Genomic DNA, 19,653 nt, shown 5'->3' on the forward strand with positions numbered 1-19,653 from the left:
GGGACCACGGGGCCGGTTGTCCCGTGCCCCGTCCGCCCGCGCCCCTGGCCTACCCTGAACAGGTCACTGGCACCCGGAGCCCGACAGCGTCGGAGAAGGTCGGAGAAGTCGCAGGTCATGAGTGAACTGGCATATCCGTATGAAGCACCGGCCTCGCAGGCTCTGTTCGACCGTGCGGCGGCCGTCACGCCCGGGGGCGTGAACTCCCCGGTGCGGGCCTTCCGAGCCGTCGGCGGCACGCCGCGGTTCATGGTGTCCGGCACCGGTCCCTATCTGACCGACGCCGACGGCAGGGAGTACGTCGACCTCGTGTGCTCCTGGGGGCCCATGATCCTCGGGCACTCCCACCCCGAGGTGATCGCCGCCGTGCAGGACGCCGTCTCCCGCGGCACGTCCTTCGGCACGCCCGGTGAGGGCGAGGTCGCGCTCGCCGAGGAGATGGTCGCCCGCGTGGCGCCGCTGGAGCAGGTGCGGCTCGTCTCCAGCGGCACCGAGGCGACCATGTCCGCCATCCGGCTCGCGCGGGGATTCACCCGGCGCACCAAGGTGATCAAGTTCGCCGGGTGCTACCACGGGCACGTCGACTCGCTGCTCGCCGCGGCCGGCAGCGGCGTCGCCACCTTCGCGCTGCCCGACACCCCGGGCGTCACGGGCGCCCAGGCCGGCGACACGATCGTGCTGCCGTACAACGACCTCGACGCCGTACGCGAGGCCTTCCTGGCCCACCCCGGCGAGGTCGCCTGCGTGATCACCGAGGCCTCCCCGGGCAACATGGGTGTCGTACCGCCCGCCGACGGCTTCAACCAGGGCCTGAAGGACCTCTGCGCCGAGAACGGCGCGCTCTACATCTCCGACGAGGTCATGACCGGCTTCCGGACCAGCCGGGCCGGATGGTTCGGGGTCGACGGCGTCGTCCCGGACCTGATGACCTTCGGCAAGGTCATGGGCGGCGGCTTCCCCGCGGCGGCCTTCGGCGGGCGCGCGGACGTCATGGCCCACCTCGCCCCGGCCGGGCCCGTCTACCAGGCCGGCACCCTCTCCGGTAACCCCGTCGCCACCGCGGCCGGGCTCGCCCAGCTGAGGCTCCTCGACGACGCCGCCTACGCCAAGGTCGACGCGGTGTCCAAGGAGATCCAGGGCCTGGTCACCGACGCCCTGACCAAGGAGGGCGTGGCGCACACGCTCCAGAACGCCTCCAACATGTTCTCCGTGTTCTTCACCGACCGGCCCGTGCGCAACTACGAGGACGCCAAGACCCAGGAGTCCTTCCGCTTCACCGCGTTCTTCCACTCGCTGCTCGCCGACGGCGTCTACCTGCCGCCGTCCTCCTTCGAGTCCTGGTTCGTGTCCACCGCGCACGACGAGCGGGCCGTGCAGCGGATCGCCGACGCCCTTCCGGCGGCGGCCCGGGCGGCTGCGGAGGCCACGGCATGAGCGACCAGCAGAACAACAGCGGCGAGGACATCACCGTCGTCCACGTCATGCGGCACGGCGAGGTCGCCAACCCGGACGGCATCCTCTACGGCCGCCTCCCCGGCTACCACCTCTCCGACCTGGGGCGCCGGATGGCCGACCGGGTCGCCGAGCACCTGTCCGGCCGCGATGTGACGCATGTCGTCGCCTCGCCGCTGGAGCGGGCCCAGGAGACGGCCGAGCCGATCGCCAAGGCACACGGGCTGGACCTGGCGACCGACGAGCGGCTGATCGAGGCCGACAACATCTTCCAGGGCAAGACGTTCGGCGTCGGGGACGGGGCGCTGCGCAACCCCGGCAACTGGAAGCACCTGGTCAACCCGTTCCGGCCGTCCTGGGGCGAGCCGTACGTCGACCAGGTCGTCCGCATGATGAGCGCGCTGAGCGCGGCCAAGGACAAGGCCCGCGGGCACGAGGCGGTCGTGGTCAGCCACCAGCTGCCCATCTGGATCGTCCGGTCCTACGTCGAGCGCCGCCGCCTCTGGCACGACCCGCGCAAGCGCCAGTGCACGCTCGCGTCGCTGACGACGTTCACGTACCAGGGCGACCGGATCGTCTCCGTCGGCTACACCGAGCCGGCCCGCGATCTTGTCCCGGCCCATCTCCTCGCCGGTGCCAAGCCGGTGAAGGGGCAGGCCAAGGCGTTCGGGGCGTAACTCCCCGGCCTCGCGTACGGGGGCGTTCGGCAGGCGCGCAGAGCCTTTCGTCCGCCCCCTTATGAGCGCTTACGACTGCTTCGTTACGGAATCTGCGCATATCAGCGGAACCTCTGTCCTCGTCACGGCCTCTGACTGGGTGACCAGCACGACGTGACGAATCGGGGATGCCATGCGCGCTCTCTCCCGCAGGGGAATGCTCGGACTCGGCGCGGGAGCCGCCGCCGCCGTCTCACTCGCCGGATGCGGCGGTCTCACGGGCTCGGACGACTCCGGCCACGCCGACGGTTCCGGCGGCGACTCCGCACAGGGCGGATCGAAGCCGAAGCCGAAGCCCACCGCCCGCCCCATCGGCGACGGATCCACCAGCCACACCGGCAAGCAGCCCCACCAGCCCGCCAGGCCCGAGCCGCTGGAGCCGGGTCAGACCCCGCCCCAGTTCGTGGTGTTCTCCTGGGACGGCGCCGGTGAGGTCGGCAACGGCCTCTTCCCGCGCTTCCTGGACCTCGCCAAGGAACACGGCGCGAGCATGACCTTCTTCCTGTCCGGGCTGTACCTGCTGCCCGAGTCGAAGAAGCGTCTCTACGACCCGCCGAACAACCCCCGCGGTGCCTCCGACATCGGCTACCTCACCGACGACCACGTCAAGGCGACCCTGAAGAACGTCCACCGGGCCTGGCTGGAGGGCCACGAGATAGGCACCCACTTCAACGGTCACTTCTGCGGCGAGTCCCACGGCTCGGTCAAGAACTGGACGCCGCAGCAGTGGCGCAGCGAGATCGACCAGGCGAAGTCCTTCGTCAAGGAGTGGCGCACCAACACCGGCTGGACCGACCTGCCGTCGCTGCCGTTCGACTACGACAAGGAGCTCGTCGGCGGCCGTACGCCCTGTCTGCTCGGCCAGGACAACCTGCTGCCCACCGCCCGCGAGCTCGGCTGGCGCTACGACGCCTCCTCGCCCGGCGGCCTCCAGGTCTGGCCCACCAAGCGCCAGGGCATATGGGACCTGCCCCTGCAGCAGATACCTTTCCCCGGCCGCGGCTTCGAGGTCCTGTCGATGGACTACAACATGCTGGCCAACCAGTCCCTCGCGACCACGAAGGCTCCGGCCCACAACTACCCGGGCTGGCGGAAGCAGTCGGCCCAGGCGTACATCCAGGGATTCAAGCGGGCATACGAGACAAACCGGGCACCGCTCTTCATCGGCAACCACTTCGAGCAGTGGAACGGCGGCATCTACATGGACGCCGTCGAAGAGGCCTTCAAGCACATCGCGCGCGAGAAGGAGAAGGGCGCGGATGTGCGTCTCGTCTCCTTCCGGCAGTTCGCCGACTGGCTGGACGTGCAGAAGCCCGAGGTGCTCGACAAGCTCCGTACGCTCGGGGTCGGGCAGCAGCCGGCCGGTGGCTGGCGGGAGTTCACCGGCCAGCCCGCCACGCCCAGCCGAGAGGCCTCGGGGAACGCCGCCTGAAATGCGGTTTTCCGCCCGCAAGGGGGGTGGGCGAGACCCCCAGAACGGGCATGCGAAACTTTTCACATGAGTGCCGACAGCGCCCCCCAGCGTTCGAACCGCACGACCCGTGCCACCGAGCGCGCCCGACGTGTCCGCCGTAGTGCCACCCTGACCGCCGGCCTCGCCGCTGCCGCGCTGCTCGTCACCGCGTGCGGCTCCGGCGGCACCTCCGGCGGGGGCGGCAACACCAACTTCGTCACCGGCACCGACGGCGTCGCCACGGCCGCCCAGGGCAAGCGCACCCCGGCACCCGACCTGTCCGGCAAGACCATCGCCGGCAAGACCCTCGACGTCGCCGACTACAAGGGCAAGGTCGTCGTCCTCAACGTGTGGGGCTCCTGGTGCAACCCCTGCCGCGCCGAGGCCAAGTACTTCGCGAAGGTCTCCAAGGAGTACGCCGGTAAGGGCGTGCAGTTCGTCGGCATCAACACCCGCGACACCTCCACCGGCGCGGCCCTCGCCTTCGAGAAGGACTGGGGCATCACCTACCCCAGCCTCTACGACCCCACGGGCAAGCTGCTGCTGCGCTTCAAGAAGGGCACGCTCAACCCGCAGGCGATCCCCTCCACGCTCATCCTCGACCGGGACGGCAAGATCGCGGCCCGCTCCCTGTCCGCGCTCAGCGAGGAACGGCTGCTGAAGATGCTCAAGCCGGTCGTCGCCGAGAAGTGAGCGGAGTAGTGACGTGAGCGCAGTCACCACGCTCGCCGCGGTCGCGGACCCCAACGGCACGGTGCTCAACGGCGCCCTGCTGGTGGCCCTGCCGATCGCGCTGCTCGGCGGACTCGTCTCCTTCTTCTCGCCGTGCGTCCTGCCGCTGGTGCCCGGTTACCTGTCCTACGTGACGGGGGTCGCCGGCACCGACCTCGCCGAGGCGCGGCGCGGGAGGATGGTCGCGGGCGCGTCCCTGTTTGTGCTCGGCTTCACCGCCGTGTTCGTCTCCACCGGGGCGCTGTTCGGCTACTTCGGACAGACGCTCCAGGAACAGCAGGGCGTCCTGTCCAAGGTGCTCGGCGTCCTCATGATCCTCATGGGCGTCTTCTTCATGGGCCTGATGCCCTGGCTCACCCAGCGGGAGTTCCGCTTCCACCGGCGGCCCGTGGCCGGGCTGGTGGGCGCGCCCCTGCTCGGCGCGCTGTTCGGCATCGGCTGGACGCCCTGTATCGGCCCCACCCTGGCCTCCGTGCTGGCCCTCTCCTCCGACCAGGGGAGCGCCGGACGCGGTGCCGTCCTCACCGTCGCGTACTGTCTGGGCCTGGGCGTGCCGTTCGTGCTCGCCGCGGTCGCCTTCCGCAAGGCCCTCGGAGCCTTCGGCTGGATCAAGCGCCACTACGTCTGGGTGATGCGGATCGGCGGCACCATGATGATCGTGACCGGTCTGCTGCTGCTGACCGGCGCGTGGGACCGCATCGTGCAGGAGATGCAGGTCTGGTCCGACGGCTTCACTGTGGGGATCTGATCGATGAGCAAGACCACCGCCTCCGACCCGGCCCCGTCCGCCGCCGAGGACCAGGAGCTGGGAGACGCCGGCTCCCAGCTGTCCACCGCCCCCAAGGAGGAGGCGCCCAGCCTGCCGTCCATGGGCGTCGTCGGCTGGGTCCGCTGGTTCTGGCGGCAGCTCACCTCCATGCGGGTCGCTCTGCTGCTGCTCCTGCTGCTCTCCCTCGGCGCGATCCCCGGCTCTCTCATCCCGCAGTCGGGCCAGGACGAGACGAAGGTCGCCGACTTCCGCAAGGCCCACCCGACCCTCGGGGACGTCTACGACAAGATCGGCATGTTCCACGTCTACAGCTCGGTGTGGTTCTCCGCGATCTACATCCTGCTGTTCGTCTCCCTCATCGGCTGCATCGTGCCCCGCACCTGGCAGTTCGTCGGTCAGCTGCGCGGCCTGCCGCCCGGCGCGCCCCGGCGGCTGAACCGGCTGCCCGCCCACACCACGTGGCGCACCACCGCCGAACCCGAGCAGGTCCACCAGGCCGCCCTGGCCCTGCTGAAGAAGCGCCGCTTCCGCACCCACCTCACCGGGGGCGCCGTCGCCGCGGAGAAGGGCTACCTGCGCGAGCTGGGCAACCTCGTCTTCCACATCGCCCTCATCGTGATGCTGACCGCCTTCGCCTGGGGCCAGCTGTACAAGTCCGAGGGGAACAAGCTGGTCGTCGAGGGTGACGGCTTCTCCAACACCCTCACCCAGTACGACGACTTCAAGTCCGGCAACCTCTTCACCTCCGACGACCTGGTGCCGTTCAGCTTCAACCTGAAGAAGTTCACCGGCACCTACGAGCGCACCGGCCCCAACAAGGGCACCCCGCGCGTCTACCAGGCCGGCATCACCTACAGCACGGGCGCCTACGGCAAGGACGAGAACGACACCGTCGAGGTGAACCACCCGCTGGAGATCGGCGACTCCAAGGTCTACCTCGTCAGCCACGGCTACGCGCCCGTCATCACCGTCCGCGACGCCAAGGGCAAGGTCGTCTTCGACGACGCCGTACCGCTGCTGCCGCTGGACGCCAACGTCACCTCCTCCGGTGTCGTCAAGGTCCTCGACGGCTACCGCAACGCTCAGGGCAAGAAGGAACAGCTCGGCTTCAACGCGTTCTTCGTGCCGACCTTCGGCGGCCATGCCAGCGGCACGATGCTGTCGCAGTTCCCCGCACTGGACAATCCGCTGCTCGCGCTGTCCGCCTACCACGGCGACCTCGGGGCCGACTCCGGCATCCCGCAGAGCGTGTACCAGATGGACCGGACCAACATGAAGGAGTTCAAGGACTCCCAGGGCAAGCTGTTCAAGAAGCTGCTGAAGCCCGGGGAGACCATGAAGCTCCCGAACGGCGCCGGTTCGGTCACCTTCGGCAAGGACATCAAGGAGTGGGCCGGCTTCCAGGTCGTCCAGCAGCCCGGCAGCGGCTGGGCCCTCGCCGGTGCCCTCGCCGCGATCGGCGGCCTCGCCGCCTCCCTGTTCATCCAGCGCCGCCGCGTCTGGGTGCGCGCGGTCAAGGGCGCCGACGGCGTCACCGTCGTCGAGATGGCCGGCCTCGGCCGCAGCGAGTCCGCCAAGGTCCCCGAGGAACTGGGCCACCTCGCCGGCGACCTCTACGAGCAGGCACCGGGTGCTCCCGGCCCCGACGCCCCCGCAGATTCCCCCGACCCCGATCAGGAGCCGGGTACCGAACCCCCCGTACCTGCCGAAGGGGCTGAGAAGCAGTGACTCTCGCCGCCGCCACCAATGAAAACCTCGCGAACATCAGCAACGTGCTGATCTACTCCGCGATGGCCGTCTACACCCTGGCCTTCTTCGCGTACATCGCCGAATGGCTCTTCGGCAGCCGCAGCAAGGTCGCCAGGACCGCCGCCGCGCTCACCACCAAGGCGGACGCCGAGAAGACGGCCCCGGCCGTCACCGTGAACCAGGCCGGCGGCACCGCCGTGCTGGAGCGGCCGAAGGTCACCGTGCGGGCCGCGTCCGGTCAGCGCGACGTGCCCGACGGTCCCGGGGCGCACGGCGGGGACGAGCAGGGCGACCTGTACGGCCGGATCGCCATCTCCCTCACGGTCCTCGCCTTCCTTATCGAGTTCGCCGGTGTCCTCACCCGCGCCCTGTCGGTGGAACGCGCCCCGTGGGGCAACATGTACGAGTTCAACATCACGTTCTCCACGGTCGCCGTCGGCGTGTACCTCGGGCTGCTGGCCCTGAAGAAGAACGTGCGCTGGCTCGGCCTGTTCCTGATCACCTCGGTCCTGCTCGACCTGGGCCTCGCGGTCACGGTCCTCTACACCGCCAGCGACCAGCTGGTCCCGGCCCTGCACTCGTACTGGCTGTACATCCACGTCTCGACGGCGATCTTCTGCGGCGCGGTCTTCTACGTGGGCGCGGTCGCCACGATCCTGTACCTCTTCAAGGACTCCTACGAGAGCAAGCTCGCGAGCGGCGGCACGCCCGGCACCTTCGCGACCTCCGTCCTGGAGCGGCTGCCCTCCTCCGCCTCCCTCGACAAGTTCTCCTACCGCGTCAACGCGGCCGTCTTCCCGCTGTGGACGTTCACGATCATCGCGGGCGCCATCTGGGCCGGTGACGCCTGGGGCCGCTACTGGGGCTGGGACCCGAAGGAGACCTGGTCGTTCATCACCTGGGTCGCCTACGCCTGCTACCTGCACGCCCGCGCCACCGCCGGCTGGAAGGGCCGCAAGGCCGCCTACCTGGCCCTCATCGCCTTCGGCTGCTGGCTGTTCAACTACTACGGCGTGAACATCTTCGTCTCCGGCAAGCACTCCTACGCCGGCGTCTAGATCTCGCTGATGTGCCCCGTCCCGACCCCGCCGGGGCGTCTCACCGGCGGGCGGCGGGGGCGTGGTCCGCGACCGACGCGATGATGTCGCGCAGCCGGTCGGCGTACAGCCGCAGGTTCTTGTGCGCGACATCGGTGTCCGGGTAGCGGGCCGCGAACCACAGGCCCTCGTGGAGCCGGGTGACCCAGGCGCAGACCTGGTCGCCGTACGACACCCGGATCAGGCCGTAGGCGTTGCGCTCGGTCCAGGTCGTGGACTCGGGGATGCCGCGGGCGTCGGCGAACGACACGATCGAGTACATGTCGGGGGACGTCGGCCGGAAGTCCGCGCCGAGCAGCCGCAGCACCCGGGCCAGCGGCATCCGGGCCAGCGGCCGGGTGGCGTGCAGCGCGGCGCGTACGGTCTTCAGCGCGGCGGGGAAGTCGGGCGCCTGGGCGACGGGCACCTCGATCGGCGCGCCGCCGACGTACCAGCCCACCGAGTCCGAGTACGCGGACTTCGCCCGGGTGTGGAAGGGCACCACCGTCCGGTAGACGGGCTCACCGCCGATCTCGTGGACGATCAGGGCGGTCGCCGCCAGGACCCCGACCAGCGAACCGCCGTAGGGGCGGCAATACGCCTCGAACGCGGCGGCGGCGTCCGCGTCGACGAGCATCTCGCGCATGAGCTTCTGCGTCGGCAGCCCGCCCTCGGGATCCAGCCCGAGGTCCACGGGGAAGCTCGGCAGCCGCCCGTCGCAGCGCCGGATGAACTCCCGCCAGCGGGCGACGATCTCGTGGTCCGCGTCGAGCCGGTCCGCGTCGGCCCGCTCGGCCTCGCAGAAGTCGACGTAGCTGGAGACCGGAGACTGCTCCGGAGCGCGGCCGGTGAGATGGGCGGCGTACAGCTCCTGGATCTCCGCGGGGATGCGGTAGATGGAGAACGCGTCGACGTTGCTGTGGTCGAAAGCCATGTACACGCTGGTGCTGTCGTCGCGGACGACGGCCGTGTAGATGAGGTTCGGCCAGCGCAGGGCGTCGGCGGTGGTGTCGAAGCGGTCCTGGAGGTGCTGGGCCAGGGCCTCGGGATCGGTGAACTCGCCGGCGTCCTCGCGGTGCAGGGAGACGGAGGCCTCATCGAGAGTGAAGCGGCGGATCGAGTCGCCCGGCCCGCCCGCCCAGCGGAAGCCGCTGCGAAGGGTCTCGTGCCGCAGCGTCCAGCCGCGCAGCGCCTCACCCAGAGCGTCCAGGTCGACCCGCCCCGGGATGTCGAACGCCGCGCCGAGCCAGGTGGGTACGAACAGACCGTCCTCGCGCACGGACCGCGCCGTCCGCAGATGCGACTCCTGGATGTAGGCGGGCGGCCTGGAGTCCTCCGGCAGGGCCTTCGCCGTCGCGACGGTGGCCGGGCTGAGCGTCCATTCGACGAGTCGCCCAGGTCGTACGTCGCAGCGCTGGATGTCAGTCATTCGCACAGGGCGTCTCCGTTCGCAGGTGGGATAGACCCGACCAAAGGAATGGCGAACCCGCCACCGGCGACACCGGGTGTCGCTACATTTCAATGGAACGGATGGCATCCCGAACGGTGATGCGAACCCCGGACGGTGCGCTCAGTTGACGCCGATGTCCTCGTTCCACAGATCCGGGTTGCCCGCGATGAAGTCCCGCATCAGGCCGATGCACTCCTCGTCGTCCAGCAGCACGATCTTCACACCGTGCTCGGCGAGCCAGTCGTGGCCGCCGCGGAAGGTCACGTCCTCCCCGATCAGGACGCGAGAGATGCCGAACTGCCGCACCAGCCCCGAGCAGTACCAGCACGGCGACAGGGTCGTCACCATCGTCGTGCCCCGGTAGGAGCGTTGCCGCCCGGCCGCGCGGAAGGCCGCCGTCTCCGCGTGCAGCGACGGATCGCCGTCCTGGACGCGGCGGTTGTGGCCACGGCCGAGCAGGGTGCCGTCGGCGCCGTACAGCGCGGCACCGATCGGGATGCCGCCCTCGGCGAGCCCGGTGCGGGCCTCCTCGACGGCGGTCGTGAGCCATGTGCGCGCCAGTGCCCGGTCCATGACCTCATCCATGACCCCGCCCGGCCGCTCCCTAACCCGCCTCGGCCGCCGTGAGCCGGTCGAGGTGGGCGTGCAGGGCGCCCGCGCCCTCGATCATGACTCTGGTGCGCGCCGTCAGCGCCTCGCCGCGCGCCGCTACGGCCGCCCGCAGCGCGGTACTGCCGCCCTCCCGCCGCAGCCCCTCCAGCACCGGCCTGATCTGGTCGAACAGGTAGTGGCTGCGGCGCAGGGTGTGCACGAGCCGGGCGTCGCGCACATCGGCCGGCTCGTACACCCGGTACCCCGTCCCGCGCTCGCGTCCCGGCGTGAGCAGCCCGGCCCCCTCCCACACCCGCAGCGCCGACGTCCGCACGCCCAGCAGCGCGGCCACCTCCCCGATGCGCAGCCCGCCCGAGTGCGGCAGCGGGGCGGGCGGCCCGGCCGCGAGCAGTTCCAGGGCCTCGCTCGCCGCCCGCAGTGCCACCCGCTCCTCGTGCAGCGCGGCATGCGCGGCGTCGAGCAGCGCGAGCGCGCCCGGCACGTCGCCCTCGTGCACGGTCCGCAGGATGTTCGTCGCCGTCACCGGCCCGTACCCGCGCATCAGCGTCCGGTACGCCAGCAGCGCGCCGCGGTGCACCTCGCCGAAGACGCGGTAGCCGGACGCGGTCCGCGCGGCCGGCGGCAGCACGCCGGCGTCCTCGTAATTGCGGATCTGCTGCGTCGACACACCGGCGAGCCGGGCCAGGTCGACGGGGCGGAGGCGACGGTCGTTCATCATCGATTTGAAGGTTACGGCAAGAGCCAGGCACAAGAGCGGTCAAAAGTCTCAACACCGCACTTCAATGGAAGACTTGAAGGAATGGACGACTGCATCCGCGTCACCGGCGCACGCCTCCACAACCTCCAGAACGTCTCCATCTCCCTGCCGAAGAACAAGCTGGTCGTCCTGACCGGCCTCTCCGGCTCCGGCAAGTCCACCCTCGCCTTCGACACCCTCCACCAGGAAGGCCAGCGGCAGTACCTGGAGTCGCTGGGTATGGTCACCGGCTTCGTCAGCAAGCCCGCCGTCGACTCGATCACCGGCCTGTCCCCGTCCATCAGCGTCGACCAGCACCTCACCAACCGCAGCCCCCGCTCCACGGTCGGCACGGTCACCGAGGTCTTCACCTACCTGCGCCTGCTGTGGTCCCGCATCGGCATCCGCCCCTGCCCCGGCTGCGGCGAGGACATCCCGCCGTCCCACACCGACGGCGCCGAGGCCGACGAGGACGCCGAGGCGGAGCAGCGGCCCTGCCCGCACTGCGGCACGCCCGTGCCCGAACTGGTCATGGGCTCCTTCTCCTTCAACAAGCCCGCCGGAGCCTGCCCGGCCTGCACCGGCCTGGGCGAGGTGATCCGGCCCGACGTACGGCGCCTGCTCGACGACACGAAGCCGGTCGCGCAGGGGGCGGTGAGGGGCTGGAACGCCAAGTTCACCGACTGGAGCCTGCCCGTGCTGCGGGCCGCCGCCGGCCACTACGGCTTCACCTTCGACCCGGCCACACCGGTCGGCGAACTGGACGATCCGCAACGGGACCTGCTGCTGTACGGCGTCGAAAGCCCCGAGTTCCGGCGGCACTTCCCCGACACCGCCCCACCGGCGACCGTCGCGGCGGGCCGCTTCGAGGGGGTCGCGACGGCCCTGCTGCGCCGCTACAACGAGCGCGCCGACGACCCCGGGTACCGCGAACGGGCCGAGCGGCAGGGCCTGGTGAAGCAGCCCTGCACCGACTGCGACGGGACCCGGCTGGGCGCGCGGGCACGGGCCGTGACCGTGCACGGCCTCGGCATCGTCGAGGCCGCCCGGCTTCCGCTGACCGACCTCGGCACCTGGCTGAGCGGCCTGCGCGAACGGTCGGACGGGGAGGAGTGGCTGCTCGTGGAGCCGGTCGTCGCCGACCTGGAGGAGCGGGTACGGCGCCTGCTGGACGTCGGAGTCGGCTACCTCACCCTGGGCCAGGCCACACCCAGCCTCTCCGCCGGCGAGACCCAGCGGCTGCGGCTGGCCGCCCTGCTCGGCTCCGGCCTGACCGGTGTCCTCTACGTCCTGGACGAGCCGACCATGGGCCTGCACCCCTCGGACACCGCCCGCCTGATCGGCGTCCTGCGCCGCCTGCGCGACCTGGGCAACACCGTCCTCGTCGTCGAGCACGACCTGGAGGTGCTGCGGGCGGCGGACCACGTGGTGGACGTCGGCCCGGGGGCGGGCCGGGACGGCGGGCGGATCGTCGCCGCGGGCACCCCGCAGGAGGTGGCGGGAGCGGCGGGCTCGGTGACCGGCGCGTACCTCTCGGGCCGGCTCCCGGCACCCCGGTCACGCGACCGAGGCGACGGCGATACGGCGCTGCTGACTAGGGGAGCCCGGGCCCACAACCTCAAGGACGTCACCGTACGGATCCCGCTGGGGCGACTGGTGACGGTCACCGGCCCGTCCGGCTCGGGCAAGTCGACACTGCTGCTGGACATCCTCGGCCGGGCGGCCCGCCGCCACTTCGACGGGGCCGGTGAGCTGCCCGCCGAGCACGACGGCATCGACGGCTGGGAGCACCTGTCCAAGGCCGTCCTCATCGACCAGGAACCGGTCGGCCGCGTGCCCCGTTCCAACGCGGCGACGTACTCGGACGTCTTCACCCCGATCCGCGAGGCCTTCGCGGCGGCCGGACGCCTGCCCGCGGGCCGCTTCTCCTTCAACGTGCCGGGCGGACGCTGCGAACGCTGCGAGGGTGCCGGAGTGCTGACGGTCCGGATGCACTTCCTCCCGGCGGTCCAGGTGCGCTGTCCCGCCTGCCACGGGCGGCGCTTCCGGCCCGAGGTGCTGGCCGTCCGGTACGAGGGCCACGACATCGCGGAGGTGCTGGAGGCGACGGTGGACGAGGCGCTGGGCGTCTTCCGGGACGTACCCGCCGTGGCCGGCCGCCTGCGCCGCTTGGCGGACGTCGGCCTCGGTTACCTCCCCCTCGGCCAGCCCGCGACCACCCTGTCCGGCGGCGAGGCCCAGCGCCTGAAACTGGCCAAGGAGCTGGGCCGCAAGGCTGCCGGCCGCACGCTCTACGTCCTCGACGAGCCGACGACGGGACTGCACGCGGCGGACACGGCCCGGCTCCTCGGAGTGCTGCAACGGCTGGTGGACGCGGGCCACTCCGTCGTCACGATCGAACACAACGTGGAGGTGATGCGGGCCTCGGACTGGCTGATCGACCTCGGACCGGTCGGCGGGGCGGGCGGAGGCCGGGTCGTGGCGGAAGGGACCCCGGGGGAAGTCGCTGAGGGGCGGGCGTCCCGGAGGGGTGGGTCGCCGACAGGGTGAGTCGAGAGGTGCTCTCGGGGCCGCCCGCTCGCTTCTCTCTCCCGTGCTGGAGCGCCCTTGATGCAGGCCGTGGAAGCACGACACCGGCAAGAAGCGGGCGGCCCCGACAGTTGCTCAGTGCTCCGTCAGCCCTGCCGTTCCAGCACCGCGTAGTCCGCGAAGCTGCGGCGGTAGCGCAGGTGCCTCGTCTCCTGGGTGTGCCTGCGCTGCCACTCCTCCACCTCGCCCGGCGCCTGGCACGGACCCGAACCCGCCCCGCAGTCCTCCTCCTCACCCGAGACGCACCGCGCCTCGTACTCGGGCTGCGCCGACGCGTCCTGCACGATCGTGTACGGCACGTACCGGAAGATCCTGCGGCCGGCCGACTCCCCGCCGTGCTCGTCGCGTTGGTGCTGGCGCAGCAGCACGTTCGCGTCCGTCACCGCACTGCCGTCGAACGCCGCCCGCGCCCTGTCCCTCCTCAGCGCCAACTCCTCACAGCCCGCGCACCCGGGCACCGGGGAGGGCGGCCGAGCCGGATCGGCCGACAGGCCCTCCCTGGAACGGTCGTTGAGCGCGCGTACGCCCGCACTGAGCCGCTCGTCCGGGGTCGCCGCACGGATCCTCGCCGGGTCGGCCTGCCACTCCCGGCCACCGCCGACCGGGCGCAGCATCACATACGGGCCGGTTCTGTCCTGGTACTCGCCGACCTTGCGCGTCTGGGGGTCGTAGACGAGCGTTCCCGGTTCCATTCCGTGCACCTCCGTCACTCTGGGTGTATCGAGCGTTGCGCAGGGGAACGTCCGGATCAATGCTTTGGGTGTGACACCGGTGCACTGTCACGGAGGGGGGAGCCGTGAGCCGACGGAACGGCGGGGCGGAGTCGGGGGCGAGCACGGCCGCCGTGTTCGGCGAGGTGCTGCGGCATTTCCGCGAGGCGGCGCTGCTCACGCAGGAGGGCCTGGCGAGGCAGATCCCGTGCGACCGTTCGCATGTGGCGCGGGTGGAGGCCGGTACGAGGGTTCCGCAGGACACGTTCGCCAAGACCTGCGACGAACTGTTGGGCACGGGTGGGGTCCTGCTTCGGCTGTGGGGCCGCATCGACTGGTATCCGCAGGTGGAGCATCCGGACTGGTTCCGGCGGCGGGCGGAGATGGACGAGGTGGCCGTCACTCTTCGGGAGTACCAGGAGCGTGTCATCCCGGGGTTGTTGCAGACGGCGGACTACGCCCGTGCGCTGTCCCTCCGCTATGTGAGCGGGGTGGAGCTTGAGGAGCGAGTGCGAGCTCGACTGAGCCGACAGCAGCGCTTCCTCGCCGATGGCGGGCCGCTGTATGTCGTCGTCCTCGACGAGAGCTGCTTGCGCAATGTGGTCGGCGGCCCAGATGTCATGCGGGACCAGTGCAATCACTTGCTGAAGCTGGCACGGCGCCCCAATATCCGCATCCAGGTCGCGCCCGCGGGCCCGTTCGAGATCATCCGTCCCAGTGGCTCCATGTCGCTGATCACGCTGCCGGAGGGACGCCATTGGCTGTACTCGGAGTCCCTGAACCGCGGTCACTTCACGAACGATCCGGCCCTCTACGAGCGCTATAACCAGTTCTATGATGTGCTCAGGGCGGACGCCCTGTCAGCTCCCCAGTCCGCCGCTCTGATCCACGAGACGATGGAGAGGTACGGGCACCATGGACAGGAACGCGCTGACCTGGGTCAAAAGCAGCTACAGCGACGGCAACGGCGGCAACTGCATCGAAATAGCCCCCGCCTACCCCGAAACCGTCCCCGTCCGCGACAGCAAGACCCCTGACGGACCAGTCCTGGTCGTAGGCCGGCCCGCCTGGTCGGCGTTCATCGACTCCGTGCGCTGACTACTGCCCGCTCACCATCTGCAGGATCCGGTTGGCCGCCTCAGCGACCGGCTGGCCCACGGCGCCGACGGCCGCGGCGATCGCGGCGACGGCCAGCAGCGCACGGTGCCGTTCCTGCGCGGGCGCCGCGTCCGCGGCCAGTACCGGCAGGGACTCGTCGATGAGCTGCGCGCTCGGCTGCGGCAGCTGGTCACGCAACTCCCGCACCTCACGGATCAGTTCGGCGAGGGCCAGCCGCAGGGCCGGGTCCGTGTCGCCCGTGGCGCCGTTCTTCACGATGCCCGTGTTGCCGCTGCCGCCGTGCATGCTGACGTTGTCGCCGTAGTAGTAGTGGTTGCCGCTCATGCCGCGATCCCCGTGTTCCCGCTGCCGCCGTACATGTTCACGCTGTCGCCGAAGTGGTAGTTCGTGGGCGAGTTGATCGTCAGGCGCTCCACCGTCACCTGGAACTCGGTGTCGGGGTTCTCCAGCGCGCCCGCGACATAGCCCACGAGCCGGTCGAGGTGCTGCGGGTCGCGGCTGGTGACCATCGCGGTGGAGGGGCCGGCCGTCTCGACGGCGAGGACGTAGTGCGACTGGGCCGTGACGATGGAGAGCATGCCCACGAAGAAGTAGATCAGCGTCGCGCCCGCACCGAGCCACACGAAGGTGAGGACCCCGGTGCCCGTGGAGTTGCCGTCGATGAACGTCAGACTGCCGATGATCGACAGGCCGACACCCACGGCCAGGGTGATCAGGGCGCGGGTCAGGAAGCGGAAGACCGCCTCCTTGCGCTTGGGGTGCAGGGTGAACGTGTACACCCGGGCGATGTTGCGCAGGGGGTAGGCGGCCGTGCCGACCCATAACAGGCGTTTGTGCACACGAAGTTCGACGTCCGTCATGGTGCGCGGCGGGGTGGAGGGCGGGGGCGGTACGTCCCACTGCCCCGGTGGCTGCTGTGTCTCCATGGGCACCATTGGCGACCATGCGCTTACCGAGGGCAAGTGGTTTCACAAGGGCGAAAGTGCCGGTGCCTTCAGGACTCGTCCCGCTTCGGGTCGTCGTCCCTGTTCCTGTCCTCGTTCTTGTCCTCGTCGAGGGACTTCAGGAAGTCGGGATTGTCGTCGGGCGCCACCCACTGACGGGGACGCTCCGCCGCAGGCACCCGCTTCTTGCCGGCGATCAGCCAGGAGATCGACCCGACGAGCGGGAACACCAACACCAGCAGCGCCCACAGCGGCTTGGGCATGTGGCGGATCTCGTCGTCCTTCGTGCTGATGCAGTCGATGAACGCGTACACGCTGAGCGCCAGCGGCACGAGGAACATCAGTACCCGGAGCATGCGGCCTCTCAGCGAAAACGGTGGGTGGTTCCAGGCCAGGGTAGCGGCTCGGGGATACTGGACCCCATGGCTTACGACGATCTTCGCTCCCTGCTCAGGGCGCTGGAGCGCGAGGGTGACCTCAAGCGCATCAAGGCCGAGGTCGACCCGTATCTGGAGGTCGGGGAGATCGTCGACCGGGTGCAGAAGGCGGGTGGCCCGGCGCTGCTCTTCGAGAAGGTGCGCGGGTCGAGCATGCCCCTCGCGATGAACGTGTTCGGCACGGACCGGCGGCTGCTGAAGGCCCTCGGCCTGAAGTCCTACGCCGAGATCACCGAGCGGATCGGCGGGTTGCTGAAGCCCGAGCTGCCGCACGGCTTCGTCGGCGTCCGCGAGGCCTTCGGCAAGCTCGGCGCGATGACGCACGTACCGCCGAAGAAGGTGAAGGACGGCCCGGTGCAGGAAGTCGTCCTGACCGGGGACGACGTCGACCTCGACCAGCTTCCGGCCCTGTTCACGTGGCCGAAGGACGGCGGGTCGTTCTTCAACCTGGGGCTGACCCACACCAAGGACCCGGAGAGCGGCGTCCGCAACCTCGGGCTGTACCGACTCCAGCGCCACGACAAGCGCACCATCGGCATGCACTGGCAGATCCACAAGGACAGCCGCAACCACTACCAGGTGGCCGCGCGCCGGGGCGAGCGGCTGCCCGTCGCGATCGCCTTCGGATGTCCGCCCGCCGTGACGTACGCCTCCACCGCCCCGCTGCCCGGGGACATCGACGAGTACCTGTTCGCCGGGTTCCTCGCGGGCAAGCGGATCGAGATGGTCGACTGCAAGACCGTGCCGCTCCAGGTGCCGGCGCAGGCAGAGGTCGTCATCGAGGGCTGGCTGGAGCCGGGCGAGATGCTGCCCGAGGGGCCGTTCGGCGACCACACCGGCTTCTACACGCCGCAGGAGCCCTTCCCGGCGCTGAAGATCGACTGCGTGACGATGCGGAAGCGTCCGCTGCTCCAGTCGATCGTCGTGGGCCGCCCGCCCACGGAGGACGGGCCGCTGGGCCGGGCGACGGAACGCTTCTTCCTGCCGCTGCTGAAGATCATCGTTCCGGACATCGTCGACTACCACCTGCCGGAGGCGGGCGGCTTCCACAACTGCGCGATCGTCTCGATCGACAAGAAGTACCCCAAGCACGCGCAGAAGGTCATGCACGCGATCTGGGGCGCGCACATGATGTCGCTGACCAAGCTGATCGTGGTCGTCGACTCCGACTGTGACGTGCACGATCTGCACGAGGTCGCCTGGCGGGCGCTGGGCAACACGGACTACGCCCGGGACCTGAGCATCGTCGAGGGCCCGGTCGACCACCTGGACCACGCCTCCTACCAGCAGTTCTGGGGAGGCAAGGCCGGTATCGACGCGACGAAGAAGTGGCCCGAGGAGGGCTACACGCGTGACGGCGGCTGGCCCGACATGGTCGAGTCGGACCCGGAGACGGCGGCGAAGGTGGACCGCCGCTGGAAGGAGTACGGACTGTGACCTCCGCTTCCGCCGCGATCCCCCAGCCGGGACGCACCAAGGCGTTCCTCCGGCTGGTGATGATCGAGCACTCGGTCTTCGCGCTGCCCTTCGCGTACATCGCCGCGCTCACGGCGATGTTCCAGTGGGACAGGAACATCCACTGGGGAAGGCTGCTGCTGGTCACCGTCTGCATGGTGGGGCTGCGCACCTTCGCGATGGCGGTCAACCGGATCATCGACCGGGAGATCGACGCGAGGAACCCGCGCACGGCGCAGCGCGAGCTGGTGACCGGCGCGATGTCGGTGAAGCACGCCTGGACCGGTGCGCTGATCGCCCTGGCCGTCTTCCTGGGGGCCGCCGCCCTGCTGAACCCCCTGTGCCTGGCGCTGGCCCCCATCGCGGTGATCCCGATGGTGGTCTACCCGTACGGCAAGCGGTTCACGAACTTCCCGCAGGCCATCCTCGGACTCGCCCAGGCGATGGGCCCGGTCGGCGGCTGGCTGGCCATCACGGGTTCCTGGTCCTGGGACGCGGTGCTCCTCGGACTCGCCGTGGGCATCTGGATCGGCGGCTTCGACCTGATCTACGCCTGCCAGGACGTGCAGACCGACCGCGAGATCGGCGTCCTGTCCGTCCCGGCCCGCTTCGGCATCCCGGCCGCGATCTGGGGCGCCCGGGTCTGCCACACCCTCACCACGGCCCTCTTCGTCTGGTACGCCCTCGCCACCGGCGCCGGCGCCTTCTTCTGGCTGGGCCTGCTGATCGTCGCCGGGGCGTTCCTCTACGAACACTCGATCGTCCGCCCTCACGACCTCTCCCGGGTGAACCGCGCCTTCTTCAGCGTCAACGGCTTCATCGGCATCGCCCTGTTCGTGTGCGCGCTGCTGGATCTCCTGGCGCGGGGTCTGACGGTGTAGAGGACGGCCGCCGGGGCCGGGGCCCCATGCCGGGAACGACCCCGGCCGGTCCTGAACACGGTCCGTTACGCCGGTAGGCTCAAGATGTGAACGCAGGGGAAAAGCAGCGCACGCCTTGGATCGTGGGGGTCTCAGGGGCCTCCGGCACGCCGTACGCGGCTGCCGTGCTGCGCGCGCTGCTGGACGCCGGCGAGAGTGTCGACCTCGTGGTGTCCCGGGCCTCCCGGCTCACCTTGCTGGACGAGACCGGGATCTCCTTCCGGGACGCCCACTGGCGGGACGACCTGCGGGAATGGCTGTCCCGGGGTGCCGACGGCAAGCCGGGCACCTTCTCCGTCGACCTCGACGCCGTACGGCACTGGAGCGCCGGCGACCTGGCCGCCGGGCCCTCCTCGGGGTCGTACCCCACCAAGGGCATGCTCATCGTGCCCGCCTCGACGGCGAGCGTGGCCGGGGTCGCGCTCGGGCTGTCGAAGGACCTGCTGCAACGGGCGGCGAGCGTGACCCTCAAGGAGGGCCGCACGCTGATCGTGGCCGTACGGGAGACCCCGCTGAACGGCCAGACCCTGCGCCACCTGGTCACCCTCGACGACGCGGGCGCGACGGTCGTGCCCGCCTCACCCGCCTTCTACGCGGGCGCGACGCACATCCAGGACCTGGTGGACTTCGTCGCCGGACGCGTACTCGACGCGGCGGGCGTGCCGCACCGGCTCTACCGCCGTTGGCAAGGTGAACTCGGCGGCGGTGCGCACCGCGACGACTGAGCAGCACCC

At 70.3% G+C, this 19,653-nt stretch carries 20 protein-coding genes; 13 read left to right on the plus strand and 7 right to left on the minus strand.

All coding sequences use genetic code 11. The features are described from left to right. Nucleotides 1-117: 117 nt before the first annotated feature. The 7 genes from hemL to ccsB all read left to right on the plus strand — a co-directional run bounded on the left by hemL (nt 118) and on the right by ccsB (nt 7,929). Nucleotides 118-1,434, plus strand: a complete 1,317-nt coding sequence (hemL, locus tag FDO69_RS36420; protein ID WP_104787257.1) for a glutamate-1-semialdehyde 2,1-aminomutase — start codon at nt 118-120, stop codon at nt 1,432-1,434. Beyond that, nucleotides 1,431-2,129: a histidine phosphatase family protein gene (locus FDO69_RS36425; RefSeq protein WP_104787259.1), complete on the plus strand. Its 699-nt coding sequence runs from the start codon at nt 1,431-1,433 to the stop codon at nt 2,127-2,129. The genes hemL and FDO69_RS36425 overlap by 4 nt, the downstream gene beginning before the upstream one ends. A gap of 172 nt (nt 2,130-2,301) precedes the next feature. Next, entirely contained in the window at nt 2,302-3,600 is a 1,299-nt protein-coding gene (locus tag FDO69_RS36430) for a polysaccharide deacetylase family protein (RefSeq protein ID WP_104787262.1), read from the plus strand. A 66-nt stretch (nt 3,601-3,666) separates the two neighbouring features. Continuing rightward, nucleotides 3,667-4,314, plus strand: a complete 648-nt coding sequence (locus FDO69_RS36435; protein WP_104787265.1) for a TlpA family protein disulfide reductase — start codon at nt 3,667-3,669, stop codon at nt 4,312-4,314. A gap of 13 nt (nt 4,315-4,327) precedes the next feature. Continuing rightward, the gene (locus FDO69_RS36440) at nt 4,328-5,101 is read left to right on the plus strand and encodes a cytochrome c biogenesis CcdA family protein (protein ID WP_104787268.1); all 774 of its coding nucleotides are present in this window, start codon (nt 4,328-4,330) and stop codon (nt 5,099-5,101) included. Between the two features lie 3 nt (nt 5,102-5,104). Then, nucleotides 5,105-6,850 (plus strand): cytochrome c biogenesis protein ResB, encoded by a 1,746-nt coding sequence (gene resB, locus FDO69_RS36445; protein WP_104787271.1) that lies wholly within the window; start codon nt 5,105-5,107, stop codon nt 6,848-6,850. After that, entirely contained in the window at nt 6,847-7,929 is a 1,083-nt protein-coding gene (gene ccsB / locus FDO69_RS36450) for a c-type cytochrome biogenesis protein CcsB (protein WP_104787274.1), read from the plus strand. Before resB ends, ccsB begins: the two co-directional genes overlap by 4 nt. A gap of 40 nt (nt 7,930-7,969) precedes the next feature. Here ccsB and FDO69_RS36455 read toward each other — a convergent pair whose 3' ends face one another. From FDO69_RS36455 to FDO69_RS36465, 3 genes are all read right to left on the minus strand, one after another. Continuing rightward, the gene (locus tag FDO69_RS36455; protein ID WP_104787277.1) at nt 7,970-9,382 is read right to left on the minus strand and encodes a condensation domain-containing protein; all 1,413 of its coding nucleotides are present in this window, start codon (nt 9,380-9,382) and stop codon (nt 7,970-7,972) included. 135 nt (nt 9,383-9,517) lie between these two features. After that, nucleotides 9,518-9,970 carry a nucleoside deaminase gene (locus FDO69_RS36460; RefSeq protein ID WP_170320992.1) on the minus strand — a complete coding sequence of 151 codons (453 nt, stop codon included), beginning with the start codon at nt 9,968-9,970 and terminating at the stop codon, nt 9,518-9,520. A 31-nt stretch (nt 9,971-10,001) separates the two neighbouring features. Next, the gene (locus FDO69_RS36465) at nt 10,002-10,727 is read right to left on the minus strand and encodes a TioE family transcriptional regulator (protein WP_104787282.1); all 726 of its coding nucleotides are present in this window, start codon (nt 10,725-10,727) and stop codon (nt 10,002-10,004) included. An 81-nt stretch (nt 10,728-10,808) separates the two neighbouring features. Here FDO69_RS36465 and uvrA point away from each other — a divergent pair, with 81 nt between their 5' ends. Next, nucleotides 10,809-13,295 (plus strand): excinuclease ABC subunit UvrA, encoded by a 2,487-nt coding sequence (gene uvrA, locus FDO69_RS36470; protein WP_104787285.1) that lies wholly within the window; start codon nt 10,809-10,811, stop codon nt 13,293-13,295. 125 nt (nt 13,296-13,420) lie between these two features. On the opposite strand, the gene FDO69_RS42945 is transcribed toward uvrA, so the two are convergent. Further along, a complete protein-coding gene (locus tag FDO69_RS42945; protein WP_104787288.1) occupies nt 13,421-14,026 on the minus strand; it encodes a DUF7848 domain-containing protein in 606 nt (201 codons plus the stop codon). Nucleotides 14,027-14,130: 104 nt separating this feature from the next. On the opposite strand from FDO69_RS42945, the gene FDO69_RS36480 reads away from it, so the two are divergent. Beyond that, a complete protein-coding gene (locus FDO69_RS36480) occupies nt 14,131-15,081 on the plus strand; it encodes a helix-turn-helix domain-containing protein (protein ID WP_167526754.1) in 951 nt (316 codons plus the stop codon). Next, nucleotides 15,029-15,142: a DUF397 domain-containing protein gene (locus tag FDO69_RS42500; protein WP_234388258.1), complete on the plus strand. Its 114-nt coding sequence runs from the start codon at nt 15,029-15,031 to the stop codon at nt 15,140-15,142. The genes FDO69_RS36480 and FDO69_RS42500 overlap by 53 nt, the downstream gene beginning before the upstream one ends. Here FDO69_RS42500 and FDO69_RS36490 read toward each other — a convergent pair whose 3' ends face one another. The 3 genes from FDO69_RS36490 to FDO69_RS36500 all read right to left on the minus strand — a co-directional run bounded on the left by FDO69_RS36490 (nt 15,143) and on the right by FDO69_RS36500 (nt 16,463). Then, on the minus strand, nt 15,143-15,487 hold the full coding sequence (locus tag FDO69_RS36490; RefSeq protein ID WP_104787293.1) for a hypothetical protein: 345 nt from the start codon (nt 15,485-15,487) through the stop codon (nt 15,143-15,145). After that, nucleotides 15,484-16,089 (minus strand): DUF6232 family protein, encoded by a 606-nt coding sequence (locus FDO69_RS36495; protein WP_104787296.1) that lies wholly within the window; start codon nt 16,087-16,089, stop codon nt 15,484-15,486. The genes FDO69_RS36490 and FDO69_RS36495 overlap by 4 nt, the downstream gene beginning before the upstream one ends. Nucleotides 16,090-16,157: 68 nt before the next feature. Beyond that, nucleotides 16,158-16,463, minus strand: a complete 306-nt coding sequence (locus FDO69_RS36500; RefSeq protein WP_104787298.1) for a PLD nuclease N-terminal domain-containing protein — start codon at nt 16,461-16,463, stop codon at nt 16,158-16,160. A 66-nt stretch (nt 16,464-16,529) separates the two neighbouring features. Between FDO69_RS36500 and FDO69_RS36505 the strand changes: the two genes are divergently transcribed. The 3 genes from FDO69_RS36505 (at nt 16,530) to FDO69_RS36515 (ending at nt 19,644) form a co-directional block, all read left to right on the plus strand. Further along, a complete protein-coding gene (locus FDO69_RS36505; protein ID WP_104787301.1) occupies nt 16,530-17,981 on the plus strand; it encodes a menaquinone biosynthesis decarboxylase in 1,452 nt (483 codons plus the stop codon). Beyond that, nucleotides 17,978-18,880 (plus strand): menaquinone biosynthesis prenyltransferase MqnP, encoded by a 903-nt coding sequence (gene mqnP / locus FDO69_RS36510; RefSeq protein WP_104787304.1) that lies wholly within the window; start codon nt 17,978-17,980, stop codon nt 18,878-18,880. The genes FDO69_RS36505 and mqnP overlap by 4 nt, the downstream gene beginning before the upstream one ends. Before the next feature lie 86 nt (nt 18,881-18,966). Next, a complete protein-coding gene (locus tag FDO69_RS36515; RefSeq protein WP_104787308.1) occupies nt 18,967-19,644 on the plus strand; it encodes a UbiX family flavin prenyltransferase in 678 nt (225 codons plus the stop codon). Nucleotides 19,645-19,653: the final 9 nt, after the last annotated feature.

The organism is Streptomyces tibetensis, from assembly GCF_007655005.1.
GTDB classification, from domain to species: Bacteria; Actinomycetota; Actinomycetes; order Streptomycetales; family Streptomycetaceae; genus Streptomyces; species Streptomyces tibetensis.